Annotated in this window: 11 protein-coding genes; 10 read left to right on the top strand and 1 reads right to left on the bottom strand. The window is 73.7% G+C overall.

Annotated elements, in window-relative coordinates; genetic code table 11:
* The first annotated feature begins 22 nt into the window (after positions 1 to 22).
* The gene (locus ACFYM2_RS01880) at positions 23 to 991 is read left to right on the top strand and encodes a LysR family transcriptional regulator (RefSeq protein ID WP_359002670.1); all 969 of its coding nucleotides are present in this window, start codon (positions 23 to 25) and stop codon (positions 989 to 991) included.
* Positions 992 to 1128: 137 nt separating this feature from the next.
* On the opposite strand, the gene ACFYM2_RS01885 is transcribed toward ACFYM2_RS01880, so the two are convergent.
* A complete protein-coding gene (locus tag ACFYM2_RS01885; protein WP_388832531.1) occupies positions 1129 to 2178 on the bottom strand; it encodes an aspartate-semialdehyde dehydrogenase in 1050 nt (349 codons plus the stop codon).
* A gap of 277 nt (positions 2179 to 2455) precedes the next feature.
* Between ACFYM2_RS01885 and ACFYM2_RS01890 the strand changes: the two genes are divergently transcribed.
* The 9 genes from ACFYM2_RS01890 to ACFYM2_RS01930 are packed head-to-tail and all read left to right on the top strand — an operon-like array spanning position 2456 to position 21809.
* Positions 2456 to 3058 carry an NADPH-dependent FMN reductase gene (locus tag ACFYM2_RS01890; RefSeq protein WP_388832534.1) on the top strand — a complete coding sequence of 201 codons (603 nt, stop codon included), beginning with the start codon at positions 2456 to 2458 and terminating at the stop codon, positions 3056 to 3058.
* On the top strand, positions 3055 to 3837 hold the full coding sequence (locus ACFYM2_RS01895) for a thioesterase II family protein (protein ID WP_388832537.1): 783 nt from the start codon (positions 3055 to 3057) through the stop codon (positions 3835 to 3837). The genes ACFYM2_RS01890 and ACFYM2_RS01895 overlap by 4 nt, the downstream gene beginning before the upstream one ends.
* Positions 3834 to 5489: a condensation domain-containing protein gene (locus ACFYM2_RS01900; RefSeq protein WP_359002678.1), complete on the top strand. Its 1656-nt coding sequence runs from the start codon at positions 3834 to 3836 to the stop codon at positions 5487 to 5489. The genes ACFYM2_RS01895 and ACFYM2_RS01900 overlap by 4 nt, the downstream gene beginning before the upstream one ends.
* Positions 5479 to 7362 carry an amino acid adenylation domain-containing protein gene (locus ACFYM2_RS01905; protein WP_388832540.1) on the top strand — a complete coding sequence of 628 codons (1884 nt, stop codon included), beginning with the start codon at positions 5479 to 5481 and terminating at the stop codon, positions 7360 to 7362. Before ACFYM2_RS01900 ends, ACFYM2_RS01905 begins: the two co-directional genes overlap by 11 nt.
* Positions 7359 to 11999: a beta-ketoacyl synthase N-terminal-like domain-containing protein gene (locus tag ACFYM2_RS01910; RefSeq protein ID WP_388832543.1), complete on the top strand. Its 4641-nt coding sequence runs from the start codon at positions 7359 to 7361 to the stop codon at positions 11997 to 11999. The genes ACFYM2_RS01905 and ACFYM2_RS01910 overlap by 4 nt, the downstream gene beginning before the upstream one ends.
* On the top strand, positions 11992 to 13272 hold the full coding sequence (locus ACFYM2_RS01915; protein WP_359002684.1) for a MupA/Atu3671 family FMN-dependent luciferase-like monooxygenase: 1281 nt from the start codon (positions 11992 to 11994) through the stop codon (positions 13270 to 13272). The genes ACFYM2_RS01910 and ACFYM2_RS01915 overlap by 8 nt, the downstream gene beginning before the upstream one ends.
* Positions 13269 to 17339: an amino acid adenylation domain-containing protein gene (locus tag ACFYM2_RS01920; protein WP_388832547.1), complete on the top strand. Its 4071-nt coding sequence runs from the start codon at positions 13269 to 13271 to the stop codon at positions 17337 to 17339. The genes ACFYM2_RS01915 and ACFYM2_RS01920 overlap by 4 nt, the downstream gene beginning before the upstream one ends.
* Positions 17332 to 18582, top strand: a complete 1251-nt coding sequence (locus tag ACFYM2_RS01925; RefSeq protein WP_359002688.1) for an MFS transporter — start codon at positions 17332 to 17334, stop codon at positions 18580 to 18582. Before ACFYM2_RS01920 ends, ACFYM2_RS01925 begins: the two co-directional genes overlap by 8 nt.
* Positions 18579 to 21809 carry a condensation domain-containing protein gene (locus ACFYM2_RS01930; RefSeq protein WP_388832550.1) on the top strand — a complete coding sequence of 1077 codons (3231 nt, stop codon included), beginning with the start codon at positions 18579 to 18581 and terminating at the stop codon, positions 21807 to 21809. The genes ACFYM2_RS01925 and ACFYM2_RS01930 overlap by 4 nt, the downstream gene beginning before the upstream one ends.
* Positions 21810 to 21913 lie beyond the last annotated feature (104 nt).

Raw genomic sequence — 21913 nt, forward strand, 5'->3', positions numbered from 1 at the left:
GCCCGGCCCGTCGGGAGCCGGCGTGGACCTGAGACAGCTGACCACCTTCCACCGCGTCGCGACGCTGCTGAGCTTCACCCGGGCGGCGGCCGAGCTGAAGTACGCGCAGTCCAGCGTCACCGCACAGGTCAAGGGGCTCGAAGTGGCCCTGGGCGTCGAGCTGTTCGAGCGGTTGCGCGGACGGATCCGGCTGACCCCGGCCGGGGAACGGCTCGTACCGTACGCGGAGCAGATCCTCTCCCTGGTCGAGGAGGCCCGGGACAAGACCACCGGCTGGGCGGAGCCCTCGGGCGTCCTCACCATCGGCATGCCGGAGAGCCTTACGTCGTACCGCATGCCGCCGGTACTGGAGTACTTCCACCACCGCTACCCACTGCTCCAGCTCGCGCCGCGCCCCAGCCAGTGTGCCCAGACGTGCGAGGCGCTGCGCCAGGGCGCCTTCGACATGGGGTTCCTCATGGCGGCGCGGACCGAGCACCCGGGGCTGCGCACCGAGGTGCTGGGGCGCGAGCCGCTGGTCGCGGTCGCCGCGCCCTGGCATCCCCTCGCGTCGTCGCGGCACGTGAGCACCGAGGATCTGCGCGCGGCGCGCGTCCTGGCGCCCGAGGCCGGGTCGGTGTACCGGGGGCTGTTCGAGGCGGAACTCGACGACAGCGCGGGCCGGCCCGTGGAGCTGCTGGAGTTCGGCAACATCGAGTCCGTCAAGCGCGGGCTCGCGGCCGGGCTCGGCGTGAGTGTGCTGCCCGCCATGGCGGTGGCCGACGCGGTCGCCGCCGCGACGCTCGCGGTCCTCGACTGGGAGCCGCCGTTCGAGGTGTTCACGCAGATCGCGTGGCGCCGGGGCCGGCAGTACACCCGGGAGATGGGGGTGTTCGTCGACCACATGGCGCAGTTCATGGCCCAGGACGACCGGCTCCCGGCACGTCCGCAGGCAAGGACGCAGCCGCACGCGGGTGCGCCGCAGCGCGAGCAGCTTCAGCTGGTGGGCTGAGGGCGGGCCCGAGACCCGGGACGTTGTCCGGCCGCCGGTACGTGGATGACGTACCGGCGGCCGCCGCGTGTTCCGGGCCGGACGTCGCCTCGCGACGTGGCGCAGGCGGATGCACAGGCGTACCGCGCCGGGTCCGCTCACAGGTGGCCCCTTGCCACCAGTTCCTCCATGATCTGGAGCGCGTTGAGGGCCGCGCCCACGCGCAGGTTGTCGGTGACGAGCCAGAGCAGGAAGCTCTTCGGATTGGTGGGGGAGACCCGTATGCGGCCCACGTGGATGTGGTTCGGGTCGCCCAGCGTGGTGGGCGTCGGGACGTCGCCGTGCATGCCGTCGTCGTGGACGGTCACATCCGCGAGCGAGCCGAGCAGCGCGCTCAACTCCCCCCGTTCGACCGGCTCCAGGCACTCGACCCAGAGCGCCGCCGAGTGGCCGTTGACCACCGGTACCCGGACGCAGGTCGCCGACACGTCAAGGCCGGGAAGGTCCAGGATCTTGCGTGACTCCTGGAGGAGCTTGTGCTCCTGGAGGGTGGAGCCGCCGTCCAGGACCTGGCCGATCCGGGGCACCACGTTGAAGGCGAGCGCCGGGGTGAACTCCTTGGCCGGTATCTCCGCCTGCGGGTCCTGGAGGGCGAGCCGGGACGCCTCCTGAAGCTCCTCGATGCCGGAGTGGCCGCAGCCGGACGCGGCCTGGTACGTGCTGACGACCATCTGGCGCACCCCCCAGCGGCGCTCGACGTCGCGCACGACGCGGACCAGCGGGATCGTCACGGCGCTCGGGTTGGCGATCACACCGGACGGCGGACGGCGGTCCAGTAAGGCGGCGTTGACCTGCGGGACGACCAGCGGGGTCTCGGCGTTCATCCGGAACGCGAAGGAGTGGTCGATCACCAGCGTGCCGTGCGCGACCGCGACCGGGACCCAGGCGCGGCTGACCGCGTGGCCCGCGGAGAAGAACACGACGTCCGCGTCGCCGAAGTGGAACGCGGTGAGGTCGGTGACCCGGTAATCCCGCTCCCCCACCCGGATGTCGAGCCCGGCCGAGCGGGCGGAGGCCACCAAGTGCAGTTGCCGGTAGCGCAGACCCCGGTCCTCGATGAGTTCGAGCAGCGTGCCGCCCACGGCGCCGGTCGCGCCGACGACGGCGATGCGCGGAGCGAGCGGGTCGTCGACCAGGGGCATGGACATCGCCGATCGAGTAGAGCCGGTGCGTGCTCGTGCGGCGACCGGAATCCTGGAGGTGGCACAAATTATCGCCGCGCCACACCCGAGCGGCAATCAGCGCCGGAGCGGATGGCTGATAGCCGCCATCGGCCGTTCCGATCGCCCGCGGCGATCGGAAACACCGAAGCCGACGATCGGAACTGCCCTTCGGCACACCGTTGATTCGACGTTTGGCGTGACGAAGGGTTGGGGGCGCAACGGCTCCGGGTGACCGGAGTACGCCGAGCGAATGGGTGGGTTCATGCAGCAGGCCGTCAAGGTCGTTGGAATCGGGGGGTCCTCCCGGCCGGGCTCCACGGCGGAGCGGGGCCTTCATGCCGTGCTGGCCGAAGCGGCCCGGCTCGGCGCGGACGTCGAGCTGATCGGCGGCGCCGACCTGGTCATGCCGCTGTACGACCCGCGCGCCGTGTCCCGCTCGCCCGAGGCACACCGCCTGCTGGCCGCGGTCGCCGCCGCCGACGGGGTGGTCCTGGCGAGTCCGGCCTACCACGGGACGCTGTCGGGCCTGTTGAAGAACGCCCTGGACTACACCGAGGAACTGCGGGCGGACAGCAGGCCCTACCTCACCGGCCGGGCCGTCGGCTGCCTGGCGGTGGGACAGGGCTGGCAGGGCGCGGTGACGACCCTGGGCGCGCTGCGCGACGTCGTGCACGCGCTGCGGGGGTGGAGCACCCCGTTGGGGGTGGCGATGAACAGCGCGACCACCGGCTTCAGCGCGGACGGTGAGTGCGACGACCCGCACATCCAGGGGCAGTTGACCGCGATGGCCGGACAGGTCGTCGACTTCGCCCGGGCGCACCGGGCCGCGCGGGCCACGCGGGCCGCGGCGCTCCAGGCGGGATGAGCGTGGACAACGCCACGAGCCGCTGGATCCGCTGCTTCCACCCGAAGCCCGGGGCAGCGCACACCCTGGTCTGCTTCCCGCACGCGGGCGGCTCCGCGAGCTACTACCACGGTCTGTCGGCCGCTCTGGGCCCGGACATCGAGATGCTGGTGATCCAGTACCCGGGCCGCGAAAACCGGCTCTTCGAGGAGCCGGTGGCCTCGGTCGAGGCGCTGGCGGACGCCGTGGCCGAAGTGCTGGGCGCCCGGCTCGGCGACCGGCGGCCGGTCCTGTTCGGGCACAGCATGGGAGCCATCGTCGCCTTCGAGGTCGCCCGGCGGCTGGAGCGGGCCGGTGGCCCCGCTCCCCGTGGGCTCGTCGCCTCCGCCTGCTCGGCCCCCTCGAACCGTTCGCCGCTGGGCGTCCCCGCCGACGAGGAGCCCGATGGCGCGGTGCTTGCGCGGATCATGGACCTGGGAGGCACCGCCCGGGATGTCGGTGAGCACGCGGAGCTGATCGAGCTCGTCCTGCCGGCGATCCGCGCCGACCTGGCCGCTCTCGATTCCTACCGGGCGCCAAAGGACGCCGTCGTCGGCTGCCCGGTCACCGTGTTCGTCGCCGACCAGGACCTCGAAGTCCCGGTGTCCGAGGCCGGGTTGTGGGAACTCCACACCTCCGCCGGGGCCCGGGTGCACCTCTTCGAGGGCGACCACTTCTACCTCGGCAGCCAGCCGCAAGCCTTTCTCGACCTGCTCCAGGAAACTGCGCGCACCTCTCGCCCGGAGAACTCACTCGCATGACCACCATGGGATTCGTGGAAGAAGAGCTCGCCCAGATGTGGGCGGAGCTGCTGGACACCGCCGGCGTGGCACCGGGCCTTGAGTCGGGGTTCGCCGCGCTCGGCGGCGGGGCGGACACCGCGCGGCTCCTGGCCGGCCGCATCGACGACGAACTGGGCGCACAGATCGAGGCGGACGCCCTGCTGGACGCGGACACACTCGCGGGCATGGCCCGCCTGGTGCGCGCGGCCATGGAGCGGGCCATGGCGCGGGCCGGGGCGGACCGGCCCGCGTCCGGCCCCGCGCCGGCCGGCCCCCGCGCCTGCGCCCGGCCGGAGAGACCCGAGCTGTCCTTCGCCCAGCAGCGGCTGTGGTTCATGCAGCAGATCGACCCCGAGACCACCCTCTACAACGTGCCCACCGTGCTGCACCTGCGCGGCGATCTGGACCGGGCGGCCCTGGGCCGGGCGCTGGACGCGCTCGTCGCCCGCCACGAGGTGCTGCGGACGACGTACGACGCGCCGTCCGGCCGCCCGTACCAGGTGATCCGTGACCCGGAGCCGCTGGAACTCGCGTACACGGACCTGAGCGGCGCCGCCGACCCGGCGGGCGACGCGGACCGCCTCGCGGCCCAACAGGCGGCGACGGTCTTCGACCTGGCCGTGGACTTGCCGCTGCGGGCCCACCTGGTGCGGACCGGCGAGCGGGCGTACCGCCTGGTGGTGACGTTCCATCACATCGCCATCGACGGCTGGTCGGTGGAGATCTTCTTCCGCGAGCTGGGGCGCCTCTACGGCGGCGACACGCTCGCCGATGTGACACCGCACTACGCCGAGTACGCGGGCTGGCAGCGCGAACGGCTCCAGGGCAAGACCTTGGACGCGCTCGTCGAGCACTGGCGCGGGGTGCTCGGGGACGACCCGAAGGCGCTCGCGGTGCCGACCGACCGGCCACGCGGCGCCACGCGGAGCTTCCGGGGCGCCGTGGCGACCCGCGAGCTGTCACCCGAACTCACCGTGCGGCTGCGGGAGTTCAGCCGTCGCGAGCGCGTCACCCTGTACATGACCCTGTTCGCCGGGCTGCACACGCTTCTGGCCGGCTGGTCGGGGGCGAGCGACATCACCGTCGGCACCCCGGTCGCGGGCCGGGACCGCCCCGAGCTCCAGGAGCTCGTCGGCTGCCTGATCAACATGGTTCCGGTACGGGTCCATCTGGAGGGCGACCCCGGCTTCCGGGAGCTGGCGGGGCGCGTCCGTTCGGCGGTGCTCGACGCCTCCGCCCACCAGGAGCTGCCCTTCGACAAGCTGGTCGAGGCGCTGGTGTCCCGGCGCGCCCGTGACTTCCTGCCGGTCTTCCGGGTGATGTTCAGCTTCCTCAAGGAGCGGCCGCAGCCCGTCTTCGCCGGTCTCGACGGATGCTCCCTGGACCTCACCGGCCCCCAGGACACGGCCAAGTACGACCTGAGCCTGTACGCGCAGGAACAAGGCGCGGGTCTCGCGCTGACCCTCGAATACGACACCGACCTGTTCGGGCCGGACACCCCGGCCGCCCTGCTGGCCGCCTACGAGCGGACCCTGCGCGAGGCGACGGCCCGCCCCGACACCCCGGTACTCGAACTCACCTCGGCCCGGTTCCCGTCCGGCCCTGAGAGGAACACCCACCGTGAGCGTTGACACCATGGCAGCGGCCGTACCGGGGACCATCGACGCGTGGTTCGCACGGCAGGCGGCCAAGCGAAGCGACGCCGTCGCCGTGACCGGCCGCGACGGCCGCCTGACCTACGGCGATCTCGAGCGCGACGCGAACCGGCTCGCGCACCACCTGCGCACCCTCGGCGTCGGCCCCGAAGTGCCGGTCGCCGTGTGCCTGGAGCGCACCACGTCCCTGGTGACGGCGGTGCTCGCGGTGCTGAAGGCCGGCGGCGCGTACGTACCGCTCGACCCCTCGGCCCCCGACGAGCGGCTGCGCTTCACCGTGCGCGACGCGCGGGCCCGCGTTCTGCTCACCGACGAGGCCGCGCGCGACCTGGGCGCCGAGCACACCGTGCTGACCGGCTCGGGCGGCGCCGATCTGTCGGCGTACCCGGAAACCGCGCCGGAGGATCCCGGCACGGGCCCGGCGAGTCTCGCGTACGTCATCTACACCAGCGGTTCGACCGGCACCCCCAAGGGCGTCATGGTCGAGCACCGCAATGTGACGGGCCTGCTCACCGGGGTGCGCAGCCGGTTCGGGTTCGGTCCTGGCGACGTGTGGTCGATGTGCGCGTCGGCCGCGTTCGACGTGTCCGTGTGGGAGATGTGGGGCGCCCTGCTGCACGGCGGCCGCCTGGTGGTCGTGCCCGACGACGTACGCCGTTCCCCGCAGGACCTGCACGCGCTGCTGCGCCGCGAGGGCGTCACCGTCCTCAACCAGACGCCGGCCGCCTTCCGCCAGCTCATCCGGTACGAGGAGGAGCACGCGGGCCCCGGCGCGCCGCCCGAACTGGCCCTGCGCCTGGTGGTGTTCGCCGGGGAGGCGCTGGCGCCCGAGACGCTGCGGCCGTGGATCGCGCGCCACGGTGACGAGGTGCCGGTCCTGGTGAACATGTACGGAATCACCGAGACCACCGTGCACTCGACCTACCGCCGGATGACGTCGGCCGACCTCGACGGCGCGACGGGCAGCATGATCGGCGGTCCGATCGGCGGCTGGAGCATGGACGTGCTCGGCGCGGACGGCGAGCGGGCGGCGGACGGCGAGGCCGGCGAACTGTACGTCGGCGGCGCGGGCGTGGCCCGCGGCTACCTCGGCCGCCCCGCCCTGACGGCCGAGCGCTTCCTGCCCGACCCGGACGCGGCCGTGCCCGGCGCCCGCCGCTACCGCTCGGGCGACAGCGCACAGCGCGCGGCCGACGGCGACCACGCCTACCTGGGCCGCCTCGACCACCAGGTGAAGATCCGCGGCTACCGCATCGAACTCGGCGAGATCGAGAACGCCCTCACCCGCCACCCCGCCGTCCGCGACACCGTCGTGGCCGTCGACCAGGACGCGGCGGGCGATCCGCGCCTGGTCGCCTACTGGGTGGCCGCCGCGGGAGTCGCGGCCGGCCCCACCGAACTGCGCGAGCACCTGGCCCCGACCCTGCCCGAGTACATGCTGCCCAACGTGTACGTGACGCTCGACGCGCTGCCGCTGACCGCCAACGGCAAGGTCGACCGGCGCGCGCTGCCCGCTCCCGAGGCCGTACGCCCCGAGCTCGACGCGGAGTTCGCCGCGCCGGGCACCCCCGTCGAGAAGGCCGTCGCCGACATCTGGGCCGACGTGCTCTCGATCGACCGGGTCGGACTCGACGACGACTTCTTCGAACTCGGCGGCCACTCCATGCTCGCCACCCAGGCCGTCGCCCTCACCAAGGCACGGCTCGGCGTCGCCGCGACGCTGCGCCTGTTCTTCGACCGGCCGACGGTACGGGAACTCGCGAGCGCCCTGGACGACCTGCTCGCCGCACAGCACGACACCGGCGCCGACAGCCGGTCCGCATCCCACCCGCACGGGGAGAACGCATGACGTACGAGACGGATCTGCCGCTGCCCGAGCAGGCCGTGGCCATCATCGCGATGAGCGGCCGCTTCCCGGGCGCCGCGGATGTCGACGAGCTGTGGCGCGCCGTGGTGGCGGGCGAGGAGGGACGCACCTCCTACACCGACGAGGAGCTGGCGGCCGCCGGGGTGCCCGAGGAGCTGCTGAGCGACCCGGCCTATGTGAAGTCCGGCTTCCCCGTGGACGGGTTCGACCGCTTCGACGCCGACTTCTTCGGCGTGACCCGGTCCGAGGCCGAACTCATGGACCCCCAGCACCGGTTGCTCCTGGAGACCGCCTGGCAGGCGCTGGAGCGGGCCGGCTACCCGGCGCGGACCTTCGAGGGGCGCACCGGTGTGTTCGCCGGCACCTCGGGCGCCGGCTACCTGCGGGAGCGGATCGCGAGCGGCGGCGCGCGGAGCCGGATCTCGGACGACATCCAGGTCGCCATCGGCAACGACCCCGGGATGCTGGCGCTGCGGGTCTCCTACAAGCTCGGTCTGACCGGGCCCAGCTTCACCGTGCAGAGCGCGTGTTCCTCGTCGCTGGTGACGGTCCACCTCGCCGTGCAGTCCCTGCTCAGCCGCGAGTGCGATCTGGCGCTCGCGGGCGGTGTCGCGGTGCGCGCGTTCGAGCCGCGCGGCTACCGCTACGAGGAGGGGGCGATCCTCTCGACGGACGGCCACTGCCGCCCGTTCGACGCCGACGCCTCCGGCACCGCCTCCGGCGACGGTGTGGCCCTCGTCGTCCTCAAGCGCCTTGAGGACGCCGTCGCGGACGGTGACCACATCCACGCGGTGGTCCGGGGCAGCGCGGTCAACAACGACGGCTCCGCGAAGATCGGCTTCACCGCCCCGTCCCCGCACGGCCAGGCCGAGGTGATCACCGAAGCGCTCGCGGTCGCCGGGGTCGCGCCCCGCACCGTCCAGTACGTCGAGGCGCACGGCACCGCCACCCCGCTCGGCGACCCGATCGAAGTGCAGGCGCTCACCGAGGCGTTCGGCCCCGACGTGCCCGCCGGCTCGGTCCATTTGGGCTCGGTGAAGTCCAACGTCGGACACCTGGACGCGGCGGCCGGAGTCACCGGCCTCATCAAGGCGGCCCTCGCGCTTGAGCACCGCTTCATACCGCCGACCGCCCACTTCCGCGCCCCCAACCCCCGGCTCGCCCTCGACAAGGGCCCCTTCACCGTCGACGGCGACGGCGTGCCGTGGCCCGCGACGGAGCAGCCGCCGCGCGCCGGCGTCAGCGCCTTCGGCATCGGCGGCACCAACGCGCACGTCGTCCTCGAAGCGGCCCCCGTGCTCGCGCCGGCGGCGCGGGAGAGCGACGACGCCGACTGGCAGGTGCTGCCCCTCTCGGCCCGTACGCCCGAAGCGCTCGACGCCGCCGCCGCACGTCTGGCGAGGGCCCTGACGGCACAGGAATCCGCTCTCGCCGACGCCGCGTACACCCTCCAGCTCGGCCGCGCGGCCTTCCCCCACCGCCGTACCGTCGTGGCGAACGACCGCGCCGCCGCGGCCGCCGCGCTTGAGCGGCCCGCCGCCGCCGGGTCGCCCGCGCCCGAGGCGGCCCCGGACGTGGTGTTCGTCTTCCCCGGCCAGGGCGCCCAGTACGCCGGCATGGGCGCGCAGCTGTACCGGTCCGAGCCGGTCTTCCGCGCCGCGCTCGACCGCTGCGCCGAGATCCTGCTGCCCCACCTCGGCTGGGACGTGCGCGACGTGGCCTTCGCCACCGACGAGTCGAAGGAGCGGCTGCGCCAGACCCGCTACACCCAGCCGGCCGTCTTCAGCGTCGACTACGCCGTCGCCCAGCTGCTCATGTCGTGGGGCGTGCGCCCCGCCGCGATGACCGGGCACAGCCTCGGGGAGCTCGTGGCGGCCACCCTGGCCGGGGTGTTCGAGCTGGAGGACGCGCTGCGCGTGGTCGCCCGGCGCGCCGCGCTCATGCAGGACCTTGCGCCCGGCCGGATGCTGTCGGTCCTGCTGGACGAGGCGGCCCTGACCCGGGCCCTGGACGGCCTGGGGGTGACGATCGCCGCCGTCAACGCACCGGCCTCCTGCGTCGTCGCCGGCACGCCCGATGAGGTCGCAGGGGCGCGCCGCGTCCTGGAGGCCCAGGGGGTGTCCGTACGGGAGCTCGAGACCTCGCACGCCTTCCACACCGCGCTGGTCGAGCCGGCGCTGCCGGGTCTCGCGGAGGTGCTTCGCCCGGTGCGCCTGAGCCCGCCGCGCATCCCGTTCCTGTCCAACGTGACGGGCACCTGGATCACCGACGAGCAGGCCACCGACCCCGCCTACTGGGTGTCCCACACCCGTGCGCCGGTCCGCTTCTCCGACGGCGTCGCCACGCTCGTCGAGCGCGGCGCGGCCTTCGAAGACGCGGTGCTCGTCGAGGCCGGTCCCGGCAGCCAGCTGGGCGGCCTCGTGCGCACCCACCCGGACGCGTCGCCCGTCGTCACCCTGCTGCGCAAGCCGCGCGGCGATGAGGACCCCGCCGAGCCCCGCACCGTCCGCGCGGGCCTCGCCGAGCTGTGGCGCCGGGGCGTGGACATCGACTGGGCCGCCCTGCACGGCGGCCGGGCCCGCCGCCGGGTGCCGCTGCCCGCCTACCCCTTCGAGGGCCGCTCCTACCTACTGCCCAAGCCGGAGGCGGACGCCGCGGGGAACGTGCGCACCGACCCCAAGCGGTGGACGTACGCCCCGGTCTGGCACCCCGCGCCGCTCCCGCGCGCCACCGGCGCCGACGCCGTTGAGGGCCCGCTCAGCTGGCTGGTCCTCCAGGACGACACCGGTCTCACCGAGGCCCTGGCCGCCGACCTGCGCGAGCAGGGCCACACCGTCACCACCGTGCACAAGGCGGCGTCCTACGCCCGCACCTCCGCGCACGGTTTCGACGCCGACCCCTCCCACGCCGGTCACCTCGGCGACATCGTCCGCGAGCTGCGGCAGGCGGGCGCGGCCCCCGACCGGGTGGTGCACGCCTGGGCCGTCACGGGCGGCCCTGACGATGGGTCAGCCAAGGACGCGGCGGGCCGTTACGCCACCGGCCTGGACACCGGGTTCCACAGTCTGGTCTCCCTCGCCCAGGCGCTGGGCGAGAGCGGCGAGGACCGCCCGGTGCGTATCGACGTCCTCACCGACAGCCTCCAGGACGCGTACGGCACCGCCGTGGTGCGGCCCGAGCGCGCGACCCTGTACGGCGCGGTCACCGTGCTGCCGCAGGAGTACGCGTGGCTGACCTGCCGCGCCGTCGACGTGGTGCTGCCCGCCACCGACGCCGACCGCACCCGTCTCACCGCGCGGCTCGGCGCCGAACTCGCCGGCGGCGGCCGGGAGAACCTGGTCGCCTACCGGGGCGCCCAGCGCCTCCTGCGGGCCTTCGCGCCGGTCGAGCTGGAGCCCGTACCCACCGGCCACGCCTGGCGCGAGGGCGCCGGGTACCTCGTCACCGGCGCGTCCGGCGAGACCGGTCTGCTCTTCGCCGAGCAGATCGCCGCCGGCGGGGCGAGGGCCGTGCTGGTCGGCGACCCGGACTTCCCCGCCGAGAGCGAGTGGGAGGCCTGGCGCTCGGGCGCCGCCGGTGACGACGATCGGGTGCGCGAGCGGATCGCCCGGCTCGCCGCGCTGCGCGCCGCCCACCCCGACACCGTCGTCTACCGCGCCGCCGACCTGGCCGACCCCGCAGGGGCGCGCGCCGCCGTCGAACAGGCGCGGGCCGTCCTTGGCGCCGTCAACGGCGTACTGCACCTCGCCGACGCACGGGGCTCGGGCCTCACCGCGCTCAAGACCCGCGAGGACTTCGACGCGGTCCTCGCGGCACGGGTCAGGTCGACCCTGCTCCTGGAGGAGCTGCTGGCCGGGGACGAGCTCGACTTCTTCCTTACCGCCTCCGCCACCACCGGCATCGTCGGCGGCTTCGGCCAGGCCGAGAACTGCGCGGCGTCGGTGTTCCTGGACGCCTTCGCCCAGGCGGCCACCGCCGCCGGCCGGCCCACCGTCACCGTCGACTGGTCGCAGTGGGACTGGGACGACTGGTTCGAGCAGCAGATGGCGGGGCTGCCGCAGGTGCGGGAGCTGTACGAGCGGCTTCGCCTGTCCCAGGGCGTCCCGGCCGCCGACGGCCTTGCCCTGGCCCGCGCGGCGCTGTCGGGCGGTCTCGCGCAGGTCGTGGTCTCGCGGGCCGACTTCCAGGACGTCCTGGCCGACCAGTCCGGTCTCACGGCGACCTCGTTCACCGACTCGCTCGGCGGCGGCCGGGGGCGCGGCGACGAGGACTGGGACCCGGCCACGGTGTGGCCGGACGACGAACTTGCCCAGTCCGTGGCCCGGGTGTGGCACGACATGCTCGGCGTCTTCCCGATCGGACCCGACGACGACTTCTACGACCTGGGCGGCAACTCGCTGTTCGCCATCCAGATCGTCGGCCGGCTGCGGCAGGCCCACGGCGACTTCCCCATGAGCGCCGTCTTCGAGGCGCCGACCGTCCCGGGGCTCGCCGCCGCGATCCGCTCCCACCAGGCCGAATCGATCGGTCTTGACGAGTTCGAGGCACTGCTGCGCGAGGTCGAAAGCCTCTCCGCCGGCGAGGCCGAGGCAAAGCTGAAGGGTGACGACCATGTCTGACGAGCCATCGCGGACCGACGCCGACGACTTCGAGGTCGCGCGCAAGCTGAAGGAGCGGCTGTCCTCGCTCTCGCCCGAGCAGCGCGCCGTCCTTGAGCGGTCCCTGCGCGAGCGCAACGTCAAGGCGCCGGCCGCCGTGGACGCCGGTGCCAAGGCGGCGGCGAAGACCGGGACGCCCCGGCGCACCCGCAGGCCGGACAGCACCATGGACTTCAGCCTGTTCTTCTTCTCCGGCGACGGCACGGCCAAGGGCCCCGGCAAGTACCAGCTGCTGCTCGACAGCGCCCGGCACGCCGACGCCAACGGCTTCGACGGCATCTGGGTGCCCGAGCGCCACTTCGTCGACTTCGGCGGCCTCTACCCCAACCCCTCACTGCTGGCCTCCGCCATCGCCGTACTGACCGAGCACATCCAGATCCGCGCCGGCAGCTGCGTACTGCCGCTGCACCACCCGGTGCGGGTGGCCGAGGAGTGGGCGGTCGTCGACAACCTGTCCGGCGGGCGGGCCGCGATCTCGGCGGCCTCCGGCTGGCACCCGGACGACTTCCTCCTCGCGCCGGGCGACGGGCAGCGGCGCTACCCGCGCCGCAAGGACGAGATGTTCGAGTCGATCGACGCCGTCCAGCGCCTGTGGGCGGGCGAGAGCGTCGACTTCCCGCGCGCCGACGGGACTTCGCAGTCCGTACGCACCCTTCCGCGCCCGCTCCAGGCGACGCTTCCGGTGTGGGTGTCGGCGCAGGGCAGCGTCGAGACGTTCGTACGGGCCGGGGAGATCGGCGCGTACGTCCTGACCGGTCTGGTCGCGCAGCGCCCCGCCGATCTGAAGGACAAGATCGTCGCCTACCGCGAAGCGCTCGCGGCGGCCGGGCACGACCCGGCCAAGGGGCGGGTCACCGCGATGGTCCACACCTACGTGGGCTCCGACGACGACGAGGCCAGGGAGACCGTACGGGGGCCGCTGACCGCGTACCTCAAGACGTTCCTTGAGCAGCAGGACAGTTTCGGCAGCGAGTTCTCCAAGCTGAACGACGCCGAGCGCGACGTCATGCTGAACGCCACCTTCGAGCGCTACTTCGACTCGCTGGCGCTGCTCGGCACGCCCGACAAGTGCGAATCCCTCATCGAGGACCTGGTGGACATCGGCGTCGACGAGGTCGCCTGCCTCGTCGACTTCGGGCTCGACCCGGGCCAGGTCCTCAAGGGCCTCGACCACCTCACCGAACTCAAGGACCGCTACCGGCACCGGGGCGAGACCGAAGGAGAGCAGTCGTGACCGGACTCGCGGACCGGCTGGCCGGCCTCACCCCCGCCCAGCGCGCCCTGCTCGACCGGCGGATGCGCGAGCGCACCGCCGGCGCCGTCACCACCGCGCCCATCGCACGCAGGCAGCGCGCGAACCGGGTGCCGCTCACCGTGGACCAGGAACGCATCTGGCTCATCCACCAGTTCGACCCCGAAGACCCCGCCTACAACGTGTACTTCGCCTCGCGGCTGCGCGGCGAGCTGGACACGGACGCGCTCCAGCGCGCCGTGAACGCGTTCGTGGCGCGCCACGAGGCGATGCGCACCACGTTCGAGCAGGACGGCCACGCCCCCGTCCAGGTGATCCACGCCGCCCTTGAGGTGCCGCTGGACCACCAGGACCTGCGGGGCGTGCCGGCCGAGCGGCGCGAAGAGGAGATGACGCGGCTCGCCGCCGAGGAGCTGCGCAAGCCGTTCGACCTGGTGAAGGGGCCGCTGCTGCGGATCGCCCTGCTCCGCCTCGACGAGCACGAGCACGTCCTGGTCGGCACGGTCGACCACCTGGTCTGGGACCGCGGCTCGATGGGCATCTTCAACGCCGAGATCGCCGAGTTCTACACGGCGTTCGCCACCGGCCGGGCTCCGCAGCTGCCCCCCGTCGACGTGCACTACCCGGACTACTGCGAGTGGCAGCCGCAGTGGCTGCGCGAGGAGGTGCGGCGCAAGCACCTGCCGTACTGGAAGAAGCAGCTCGAAGGCGCCGACCTGGTGCTTGAGCTGCCCACCGACCGGCCCCGCCCGCCGCTCCAGACCGCCAACGGCGCCCGCTACCAGTTCCCGCTCACCCCGGAGCTGACCCAGGCCATCCGCGACCTCGCCAAGCGCGAGGACGTCACCGTCAACATCGCGCTGCTCGCGGCCTGGCAGCTGATCCTGCACCGGCTCACCGGGCAGCAGGACATCGTGGTCGGCACCACCTCATCGACCCGCAGCAGGCCCGAGACCGAGCCGATGATCGGCTACTTCCTGACCATGCTGCCGCTGCGCACCACGGTCCGGCCGGCCATGACCGTACGGGAACTGCTTCAGGCGACCCGCACCACGATGATGGGCGCCTTCGACCACCACGACATCCCGTTCGGGACGCTGCTCGACGAGCTCGACCTCGACCGCGACCCGAGCCGCACGCCGATCTACCAGACGTCGTTCATCCTCGTGGACTTCCTCCACGAGGAGGCGACCCCCATGGCCGGTCTGACCGTCGAGGAGCTGATGCTCGACAACGCCACCGCCAAGGACGACGTGATGCTGGGCTTCTTCGACGACCCGGCGCTCGCGGACGACCACTTCCACGGGCTCCTCGAGTACAACACCGACCTGTTCGACGAGAGCACGATGGCCCGGATGGCCCGGCAGATCGTGCGTCTTCTGGAGCAGATGTCCCAGGACCCCGGCCGCGCGGTGCGCGACCTGTCGCTGCTCGGCCCCGACGAGGCCCGCACGCTGCTCGTCGACTTCAACCGCACCGAGGCGGCCCGCGAACCGGGCGCCTGCCTCGACGTCCTGGTACGGCGCCAAGCCGAGGCGACACCGGACGCGGTCGCCGTCTCCTGCGGCGCTGAGCAGCTGACGTACGCCGGGCTGCTTGAGCGGGCCGGCCGGCTCGCCTCGTACCTCCAGGACAAGGGCGTCGGGCCCGAGACCGTCGTCGGCGTCTGTCTCGACCGCTCGCTCGACCTGGTGGTCGCGCTGCTCGGCGTGGTCATGTCCGGCGGCGCGTACCTGCCGCTGGACGCGGGACACCCCGCCCAGCGCCTGGCCGACATGACCCACGACGCGGACGCGAGGTTCCTGCTGACCCGCTCCGGGCTGCGGACAAGCCTCGGGGAGTGCCCCGGCGAGCGGATCTGCCTGGACACCGACGCCGAGGCCGTGGCCGCCGCCCCGACCGTGCCGGCACCGCCCGCCGCCGGTGAGGACCGGCTCGCGTACGTCATCTACACCTCCGGGTCCACCGGCCGCCCCAAGGGCGTCGAGGTCACCCACCGCAACCTCGCCAACCTGCTGCTCGCGATGGCCGCCGAGACGGGTCTGGGCGCCGGTGACACGCTCACCGCCGTCACCCCCGTCACCTTCGACATCGCGGGCCTTGAGCTGTACGCGCCGCTGATCAGCGGGGCCCGGGTGCACGTGGTGCGCAAGGAGGAGGCCATCGACGGCCGCCGGCTCGCCGCCGTGCTCGCCGAGACCGGCGCCACCGTCATGCAGGCCACCCCTGCCACCTGGCAGCTCCTGGTGGAGGCGGGCTGGAGCAACGACGGCTCGCTGAAGGTCCTGGTCGGCGGCGAGGCGCTGCCCCCGGCGCTTGCCGAACGGCTCGTCCGCGAGCCCGGCCGCACCTGGAACGTCTACGGCCCGACCGAGACCACCATCTGGTCCACCGCGCACCGGCTCGACAGCGGCGCCGAGCAGATCTCCATCGGCCGCCCACTGGACAACACCCAGGTGTACGTCCTGGACGAGCGCCTGGCGCCGGTCCCGGTCGGCATGCCCGGCGACCTCTACCTCGGCGGCACGGGCGTCGCGCGCGGCTACCGCGGCCGGCCGGCGCTGACCGCCCAGCGGTTCGTACCCGACCCGTTCGGCAGCCAACCCGGGGCGCGCCTGTACGCCACCGGGGACAAGGCGCGGCTGCGCGAGGACGGCACGCTCGTCTTCCTGGGCCGCGACGACGGCCAGGTCAAGCTGCGCGGCTTCCGCATCGAACTGGGCGAGATCGAGGCCAGGTTGGAGGAGCACCCGGCGGTGCGCCGCGCGGTCGCCCTCGTGCGCGAGGACCGGCCGGGCGACCAGCGCCTTACCGGTTACGTCGTGGCGGCGGACGGCGCCGCCCTCGGCGCCGAGGAGCTGCGCGAGCACCTGCGCCGCTTCCTGCCCGACTACATGGTCCCGGCCGCCTTCGTCACCCTGGACGCCTTCCCGCTCAACACCAGCGGCAAGATCGACCGCCGGGCCCTGCCCGAGCCCGTCGTCGAGCGGGACGCGGCGAGCTACGTGCCGCCGCGTGACGCGGTCGAGCTGGAGGTCGCCCACATCTGGGAGGAGGTGCTGGGGGTCAAGCCGATCGGTCTGCACGACCGGTTCTTCGACCTCGGCGGCCACTCCCTGCTCGTCCTGCGGCTGATGGCCGAGATCGAGAAGCGGTTCGGGCAGCAGCTGCCGATGGCGGCGATCTTCCGGGGCGCCACCGTCGAACGGTTCGCGCGGATGCTGCGCGAGGGCTACCAGGACGAGGCGGACGTCCACCTCGTGGAGATCGGCTCCGGCGCCGGCTCCCCCGTCTTCTTCGCCCACCCGGCCGGCAGCGAGGTGGTCTGCTACATGCCGTTCGCCGGGCTGATGGCCGGCCAGGACCGGCCGCTGTACGCCCTGGCCTCCCCGCCGCCGGTCGAAGGGGCCCTGCCCTACGCCGACTTCGGGGCGCGCGCCGCGGCGTACGCCGAGCTGATCCGCGCGACGCAGCCCGAGGGGCCGTACACCGTGGCGGGCTGGTGCTACGGCGGCACCAACGCCTTCGCCGTCGCGGGCGAGCTGGAGAAGACCGGCGCGCGGGTGTCCGTCGTCATGATGGACTCGCACCCGCCCGCCGAGGTCCCCGAGGGCTCCGAGCCCGACCCGGCCGAGATCGTCGAGGCCATCGCGGCGAACCTCCAGTGGGACTACGGCGACGCGCTGAAGTCCGTCGAGGAGCTGAAGGGGATGACCCCCGACGACCACCTCGACTACCTCCTCGCCATCGCCCGCGCGTCCGACTACCTGCCGCCGGACGCCGGACGCGAGCAGGTCCGCGACATCCTCGACCTGTGGGTCGCCAACCTGCGGCTCGTCTGGAACTTCCGCCCCCTGCGCGTCAGCGGACCGGTCACGCTGATCCGCGCGGCCGAGGAGACGTACGACTCGACCGAGGCGTGGCGCGCGCTGACCACCGGCGGCGAGGTCGATGTCAGGGTGGTCGACGGCAATCACTACACGATGATGCGCCGGCCCTTCATCGAGGGCGTAGCCGCGATTTTGAACGAGGTGGTCGACCGTGCTTGAACTCCTCAAGGACCGTACGTACATCCGCTATTGGGTGGCTGTCGTCGCGTCCTTCCTCGGTGACGCCATCACCAAGATCACCCTGATCTACGTGGTGGCCACCGAGACCTCCAACCCCGTCCTGTACGTCTCCCTCGTGATCATCGCGCAGCTGCTGCCCTCCGGCGTGCTGGGGGCCTTCGTCGGGCCGCTGGCCGACCGGTTCCCGGCGCGCGGCCTCATGGTGGGCGCCGACCTGGTCCGGGTGGCGCTGGTCCTGGCCATGATCCCGGTCCGGGACTCGCCGCTGCTGCTGCTCGTCCTGATCCTGCTCTCCGGCATCGCCAAGGCGTTCTTCGAGACGGCCCGCATCACCGCGATCCCGCTCATCGTGCGGGGCCACAGCATCCCCACGGCGGTCGCGCTGTTCCAGTCCACCAACCACACCCTGAACCTGGTGGGCCCGGCGCTCGGCGGTCTGCTCCTCGCGTTCGGCAGCGTCTCCGCCGTCTTCGCCATCGACGCGGTGACGTTCGTGGTCTCGGCGGTGCTGCTCGGCAGCATGGCGGTCCTGCGCGAGGTGCCCGTCCCCGGCCCCGACAGCGGCCGGGAGTCGTACTGGAAGTCGCTGGGCACCGGCATATCCGGGGTGCTCGCCGTGCCGTCGCTGCGCTTCCTCGCGCTCGTCCTCGTGCCGGTGATGCTCGTCCTCGGGCTGTTCACCACCAACCTCAACTCCCAGCTCCTGAACGTCTTCGACCTGTCCGCCTTCACCTTCGGCCTGGCCCAGGCCGCGTTCGGCGCGGGCTGCGTGGTCGGCGCGCTGACCGGTCCGCCGCTGGTGCGCCGGTTCTCCGACCGGGGGCTGCTCATCGGATCGATCGTGCTGTTCGGTGTCTCGCTGCTGCTGCTCGACCCGACCGGCCGGCTGCGCGGCACCCTGGGCGTGGGCGTCGTCCTGGTCTGGTGCGTGCTGGCGGGGATCGGCTCCGGTCTCTTCCAGGTGCCGGTGGCCAACACGCTCATCAGCGACCTGCCCGAGGAACTGCGCGGGCGCGGGGTCGGGCTGCTCAACGCCCTGATGGTCAACTTCACCATCATCGGCGTGGTCCTCGGCGGCGTGATCGCCGACCTGATGGGCATCGCCGACTCGATCATCCTGGCCGGCGGACTGCTGCTTCCGGCGGCCGCGGTCCTGGCCGCCGCGTCGGTGCGCGACAGGAACAGGCAGCGGGACCGGTCCGGAGCCGAGGTGGCCTCATGACGGCCACCGAGCGGCCGCTGCCGCTCACCCCGGCCCAGCGACGGCTGTGGGCGCTCGCCCAGGTCCGCCCCGACGACCCCTTCTTCAGCATCCCCTTCAGCGTCGGCATCGACGGCCCGCTCGACGCGGCGGCCCTGGGGCGCGCCCTGGCGGAGCTGATACGCCGTCACCCCGCCCTGCGCACCCGGATCGTGCGCGGCGCCGACGGCGAACCCGCCCAGCGCGTCACCGCGCCCGAGCCGCTGGAGCTGCCCGTCGTCCAGGCACAGGGCGACGCCGAGGGCCTGGCCGAGGCGTTCGCCCGCGAGCCGTTCACCGTGGACGGCGGCCCGCTGCTGCGGGTGCGGCTGCTGCGCCTTGACGACACGACGCACCGGCTGCTCGTCGGCGTCCACCACATCGTCTTCGACGGGGCGTCACTGGACGTCTTCGCCGCCGAACTGACCGCCCTGTACGACGCGTTCGCGGGGGGCCACCCCTCCCCGCTGCCGGAGCCTGACGTCGACCACGCCGCGTTCTGGGCCCGGCGCACCGAGGACGACGAGCGGGCCGCCGCCGCGAACCTGGCGTACTGGACCCAGCGCCTCACCGGCGCGCCCGAGGTGCTGGAACTGCCCCTCGCCGGGCCCCGCCCCGCGCGCGGCGGCCACGAGGGGGAGCGGCGTACGGCCGTGATCCCCCACGACGTCGTGGAACCGCTGCGGCGGCTTGCACGGACCAAGCGGTGCAGCCTCTTCATGGTGCTCAAGGCCGCGTGCGACGTGGTGCTCAGCCAGTACGGCGGCACCGACGTGCTCACCGGCATGGCCGTCTCCGGCCGGGACACCACCGAGAGCGCCGGGCTCCTCGGGTACCTCACGCGGCCCGTGGTGCTGCGCGCCGACCTGTCCGGCGACCCGCGGTTCGCGGAGCTGCTGCACCAGGTGCGCGGTGACCTGCTTGACGCGCTGGATCACGCGGACCTGCCCGTCGACGAGGTCATGGACCGGCTCGGGGTGACCCGCGACCCGAGCTACCACCCGCTCTACCAGGTCATGTACACCCACCAGCCGGCCGCGCCCGTGCGGCGGGCCGCGGACGCAGTGTTCACGGTCGGGGAGCTGCGGCTGCCGACCATGAAGACCGACCTCGCCATCGACACGATCGAGACCGACGAGGGCCTGCTCGCCCTGGTCGACTACCGCACGGCCCTCTTCGAGGACGCGAGCGCCGAGCGGCTGCTCGTCCGGCTGCGGACCGTACTTGAGCGGGTGGCCGCCGACCCCACTACCCGGGTCTCCGCGCTGCTGCGGCCGACCGCCGCCGAGCGGCGGCTGCTCGTCGAGGAGTGGAACCCGGCGCACGACGCGGACGCCGACGGCGGGGTGCTGCACGCGATGGTCGCCGACCAGATCGCCCGTACCCCGGACGCGGTCGCCGTCGCGGACGGGTCGCGCACCTGGACGTACCGCCAACTGGGTTGCGCCGCAGCCCAGTTGACGGCGCGGCTCCTGGAGCACGGCGTCGCGCCGGGGGCCCCGGTCGGGGTCTGCGCGCCCAAGTCCTTCGCGCTGGCCGCCGCCCAGCTGGGCGTACTGGCGGCGGGCGGGAGCTGCGTACCGCTGGACCCGGAGTCGCCGGCCTTCCTGCTGCGCCTCGCCCTGGACGACGCGGACGCGACCACGGTGCTCGCCGACCCGGACTCCTCGTCGCTGTTCGACCACACGCGGGTGCGCGTGGTGGAGCTGGACGACTTCACGGAGTCGGCGGGCTTCGCGGACTCGGCGGACTCGGCGGACTCGGCTGCGGCCGGGGACGGCCCCGTTCTCGCGCTGCCCGCCGTGCGGTCCGCCGACGCCGCCTATGTGCTGCGTACGTCGGGTGCCACGGGCGACCCGTTGCCGGTGCTCGCCGAGCACCGCAACCTCGCCTCCCGGCTGCGCTGGGCCCACCGGGAGCTGCCCGCCGGGGCGCTCGACGCGGTGGCGCAGCTCAGCCCGCCGGACTCGCCCGGCGCGGTGTTCGAGCTGTTCGCCCCGCTGACCTCGGGCGGCCGCGCGGTGGTGCCGGACGGCGCGTCGCCGGCCACGGTGTACGCCGCGCCGTCCGTGCTCGCGGGCATGCTCGACGAGGGCGGGGCCGCCCTGGCGACGACCGCCCTGGTGGGGGGCGACCTCCTGGCCCCCGCCACCCTGCACGCCGCGCGGGCCGCCGGCATCTCCCAGGTCCACCACCTCTACACCGCCGCCGAGACGGCGGGCCCGGCCATCGGCGGACCGGCCCGCTCCGACGCGACAGGCCGCCCGGTGCCGCTCGGGCTCCCGGCGGGCTGCACGGCCTACGTCCTCGACCGGCGCGGAGACCTGGTCGCGCCGGGTGTCGTCGGTGAGCTGCACATCGGGGGCGCCGCCGTCACCCGGGGCTATCTGAACGATCCGCGCCGTACGGCGGAGCGCTTCCTGCCCGACCCGTACGGGAAGCGGCCGGGCGGCCGCCTGTTCGCCACCGGCGACCTGGCGCGGCACACGCCCGAGGGACACCTGGTGTTCGTCGGCCGGGCCTCGGAGCAGGCCCGGGTGCGCGGGGTCCGCGTGGCCTGCGCCGACATCGAGGCGGCGCTCATGGGGCATCCCGGCGTCGCACGCGCCCAGGTATGGACCGGGACGTCCGGCGGCCCCGACGCGGCGGTCACCGCCCGGCCGGGAGCGGCCCTGAACGCCGACGCGCTGCGCGGGCACCTGCGCGAGCTGCTGCCCGGCCACGCGCAGCCCGCCCGGATCGGTGTCCTGACCCGGATGCCGCTGCTGCCCGGCGGCCGGGCGGACCGCGCCGCCGTCAAGAAGGCGCTGGAGCAGGCCATCGCCGAGGAGGCGCGGGCGGCACGCGACGCGGAGCGGCCGCCGGCGAGCGCCACCGAGCAGCGCGTCGCCGCCGCCTGGCGGGACGTGCTGGGCCGCACGGTCGGCCACGGCGAGAGCTTCTTCGACGCGGGCGGCAACTCGCTGCTGCTGATCCGGCTGCGCGACCGGCTGCGGACCGCGCTGGAGTGCGAGGTCGACGTGGTCGATCTGTTCCGGCACTCCACCGTGCGGGCCATGGCGGCCTTCCTCGGGGAGGGCGCGGACGGCTCCTCGGGCCCTGCGGGGACCGCGGCCGCCGCCGGCGCGGGAGCGGAGGAGCGCGGCCAGGCCCGGCTGCGGGCCCTGCGCGCCCGGACCAGGGAGCGCACGCCGGGACGGGCGCGATGACCACGCCCGAAGGACGACGCGGCCCGTACGGACCGCCACCGCCGGGCGCGGAGGTGGCGGCCCGCGCGACGACGCGGCGCGTGACGCGCACGACGCACACCACA

This window comes from Streptomyces sp. NPDC006711, assembly GCF_042869775.1.
GTDB lineage: Bacteria > Actinomycetota > Actinomycetes > Streptomycetales > Streptomycetaceae > Streptomyces.

Coding starts and splice junctions, on each gene's coding strand:
- ACFYM2_RS01890 (WP_388832534.1), top strand. CDS start 2,456: ATGCAGCAGGCCGTCAAGGTCGTTGGAATCGGGGGGTCCTCCCGGCCG.
- ACFYM2_RS01895 (WP_388832537.1), top strand. CDS start 3,055: ATGAGCGTGGACAACGCCACGAGCCGCTGGATCCGCTGCTTCCACCCG.
- ACFYM2_RS01930 (WP_388832550.1), top strand. CDS start 18,579: ATGACGGCCACCGAGCGGCCGCTGCCGCTCACCCCGGCCCAGCGACGG.
- ACFYM2_RS01885 (WP_388832531.1), bottom strand. CDS start 2,178: ATGTCCATGCCCCTGGTCGACGACCCGCTCGCTCCGCGCATCGCCGTC.
- ACFYM2_RS01915 (WP_359002684.1), top strand. CDS start 11,992: ATGTCTGACGAGCCATCGCGGACCGACGCCGACGACTTCGAGGTCGCG.
- ACFYM2_RS01900 (WP_359002678.1), top strand. CDS start 3,834: ATGACCACCATGGGATTCGTGGAAGAAGAGCTCGCCCAGATGTGGGCG.
- ACFYM2_RS01910 (WP_388832543.1), top strand. CDS start 7,359: ATGACGTACGAGACGGATCTGCCGCTGCCCGAGCAGGCCGTGGCCATC.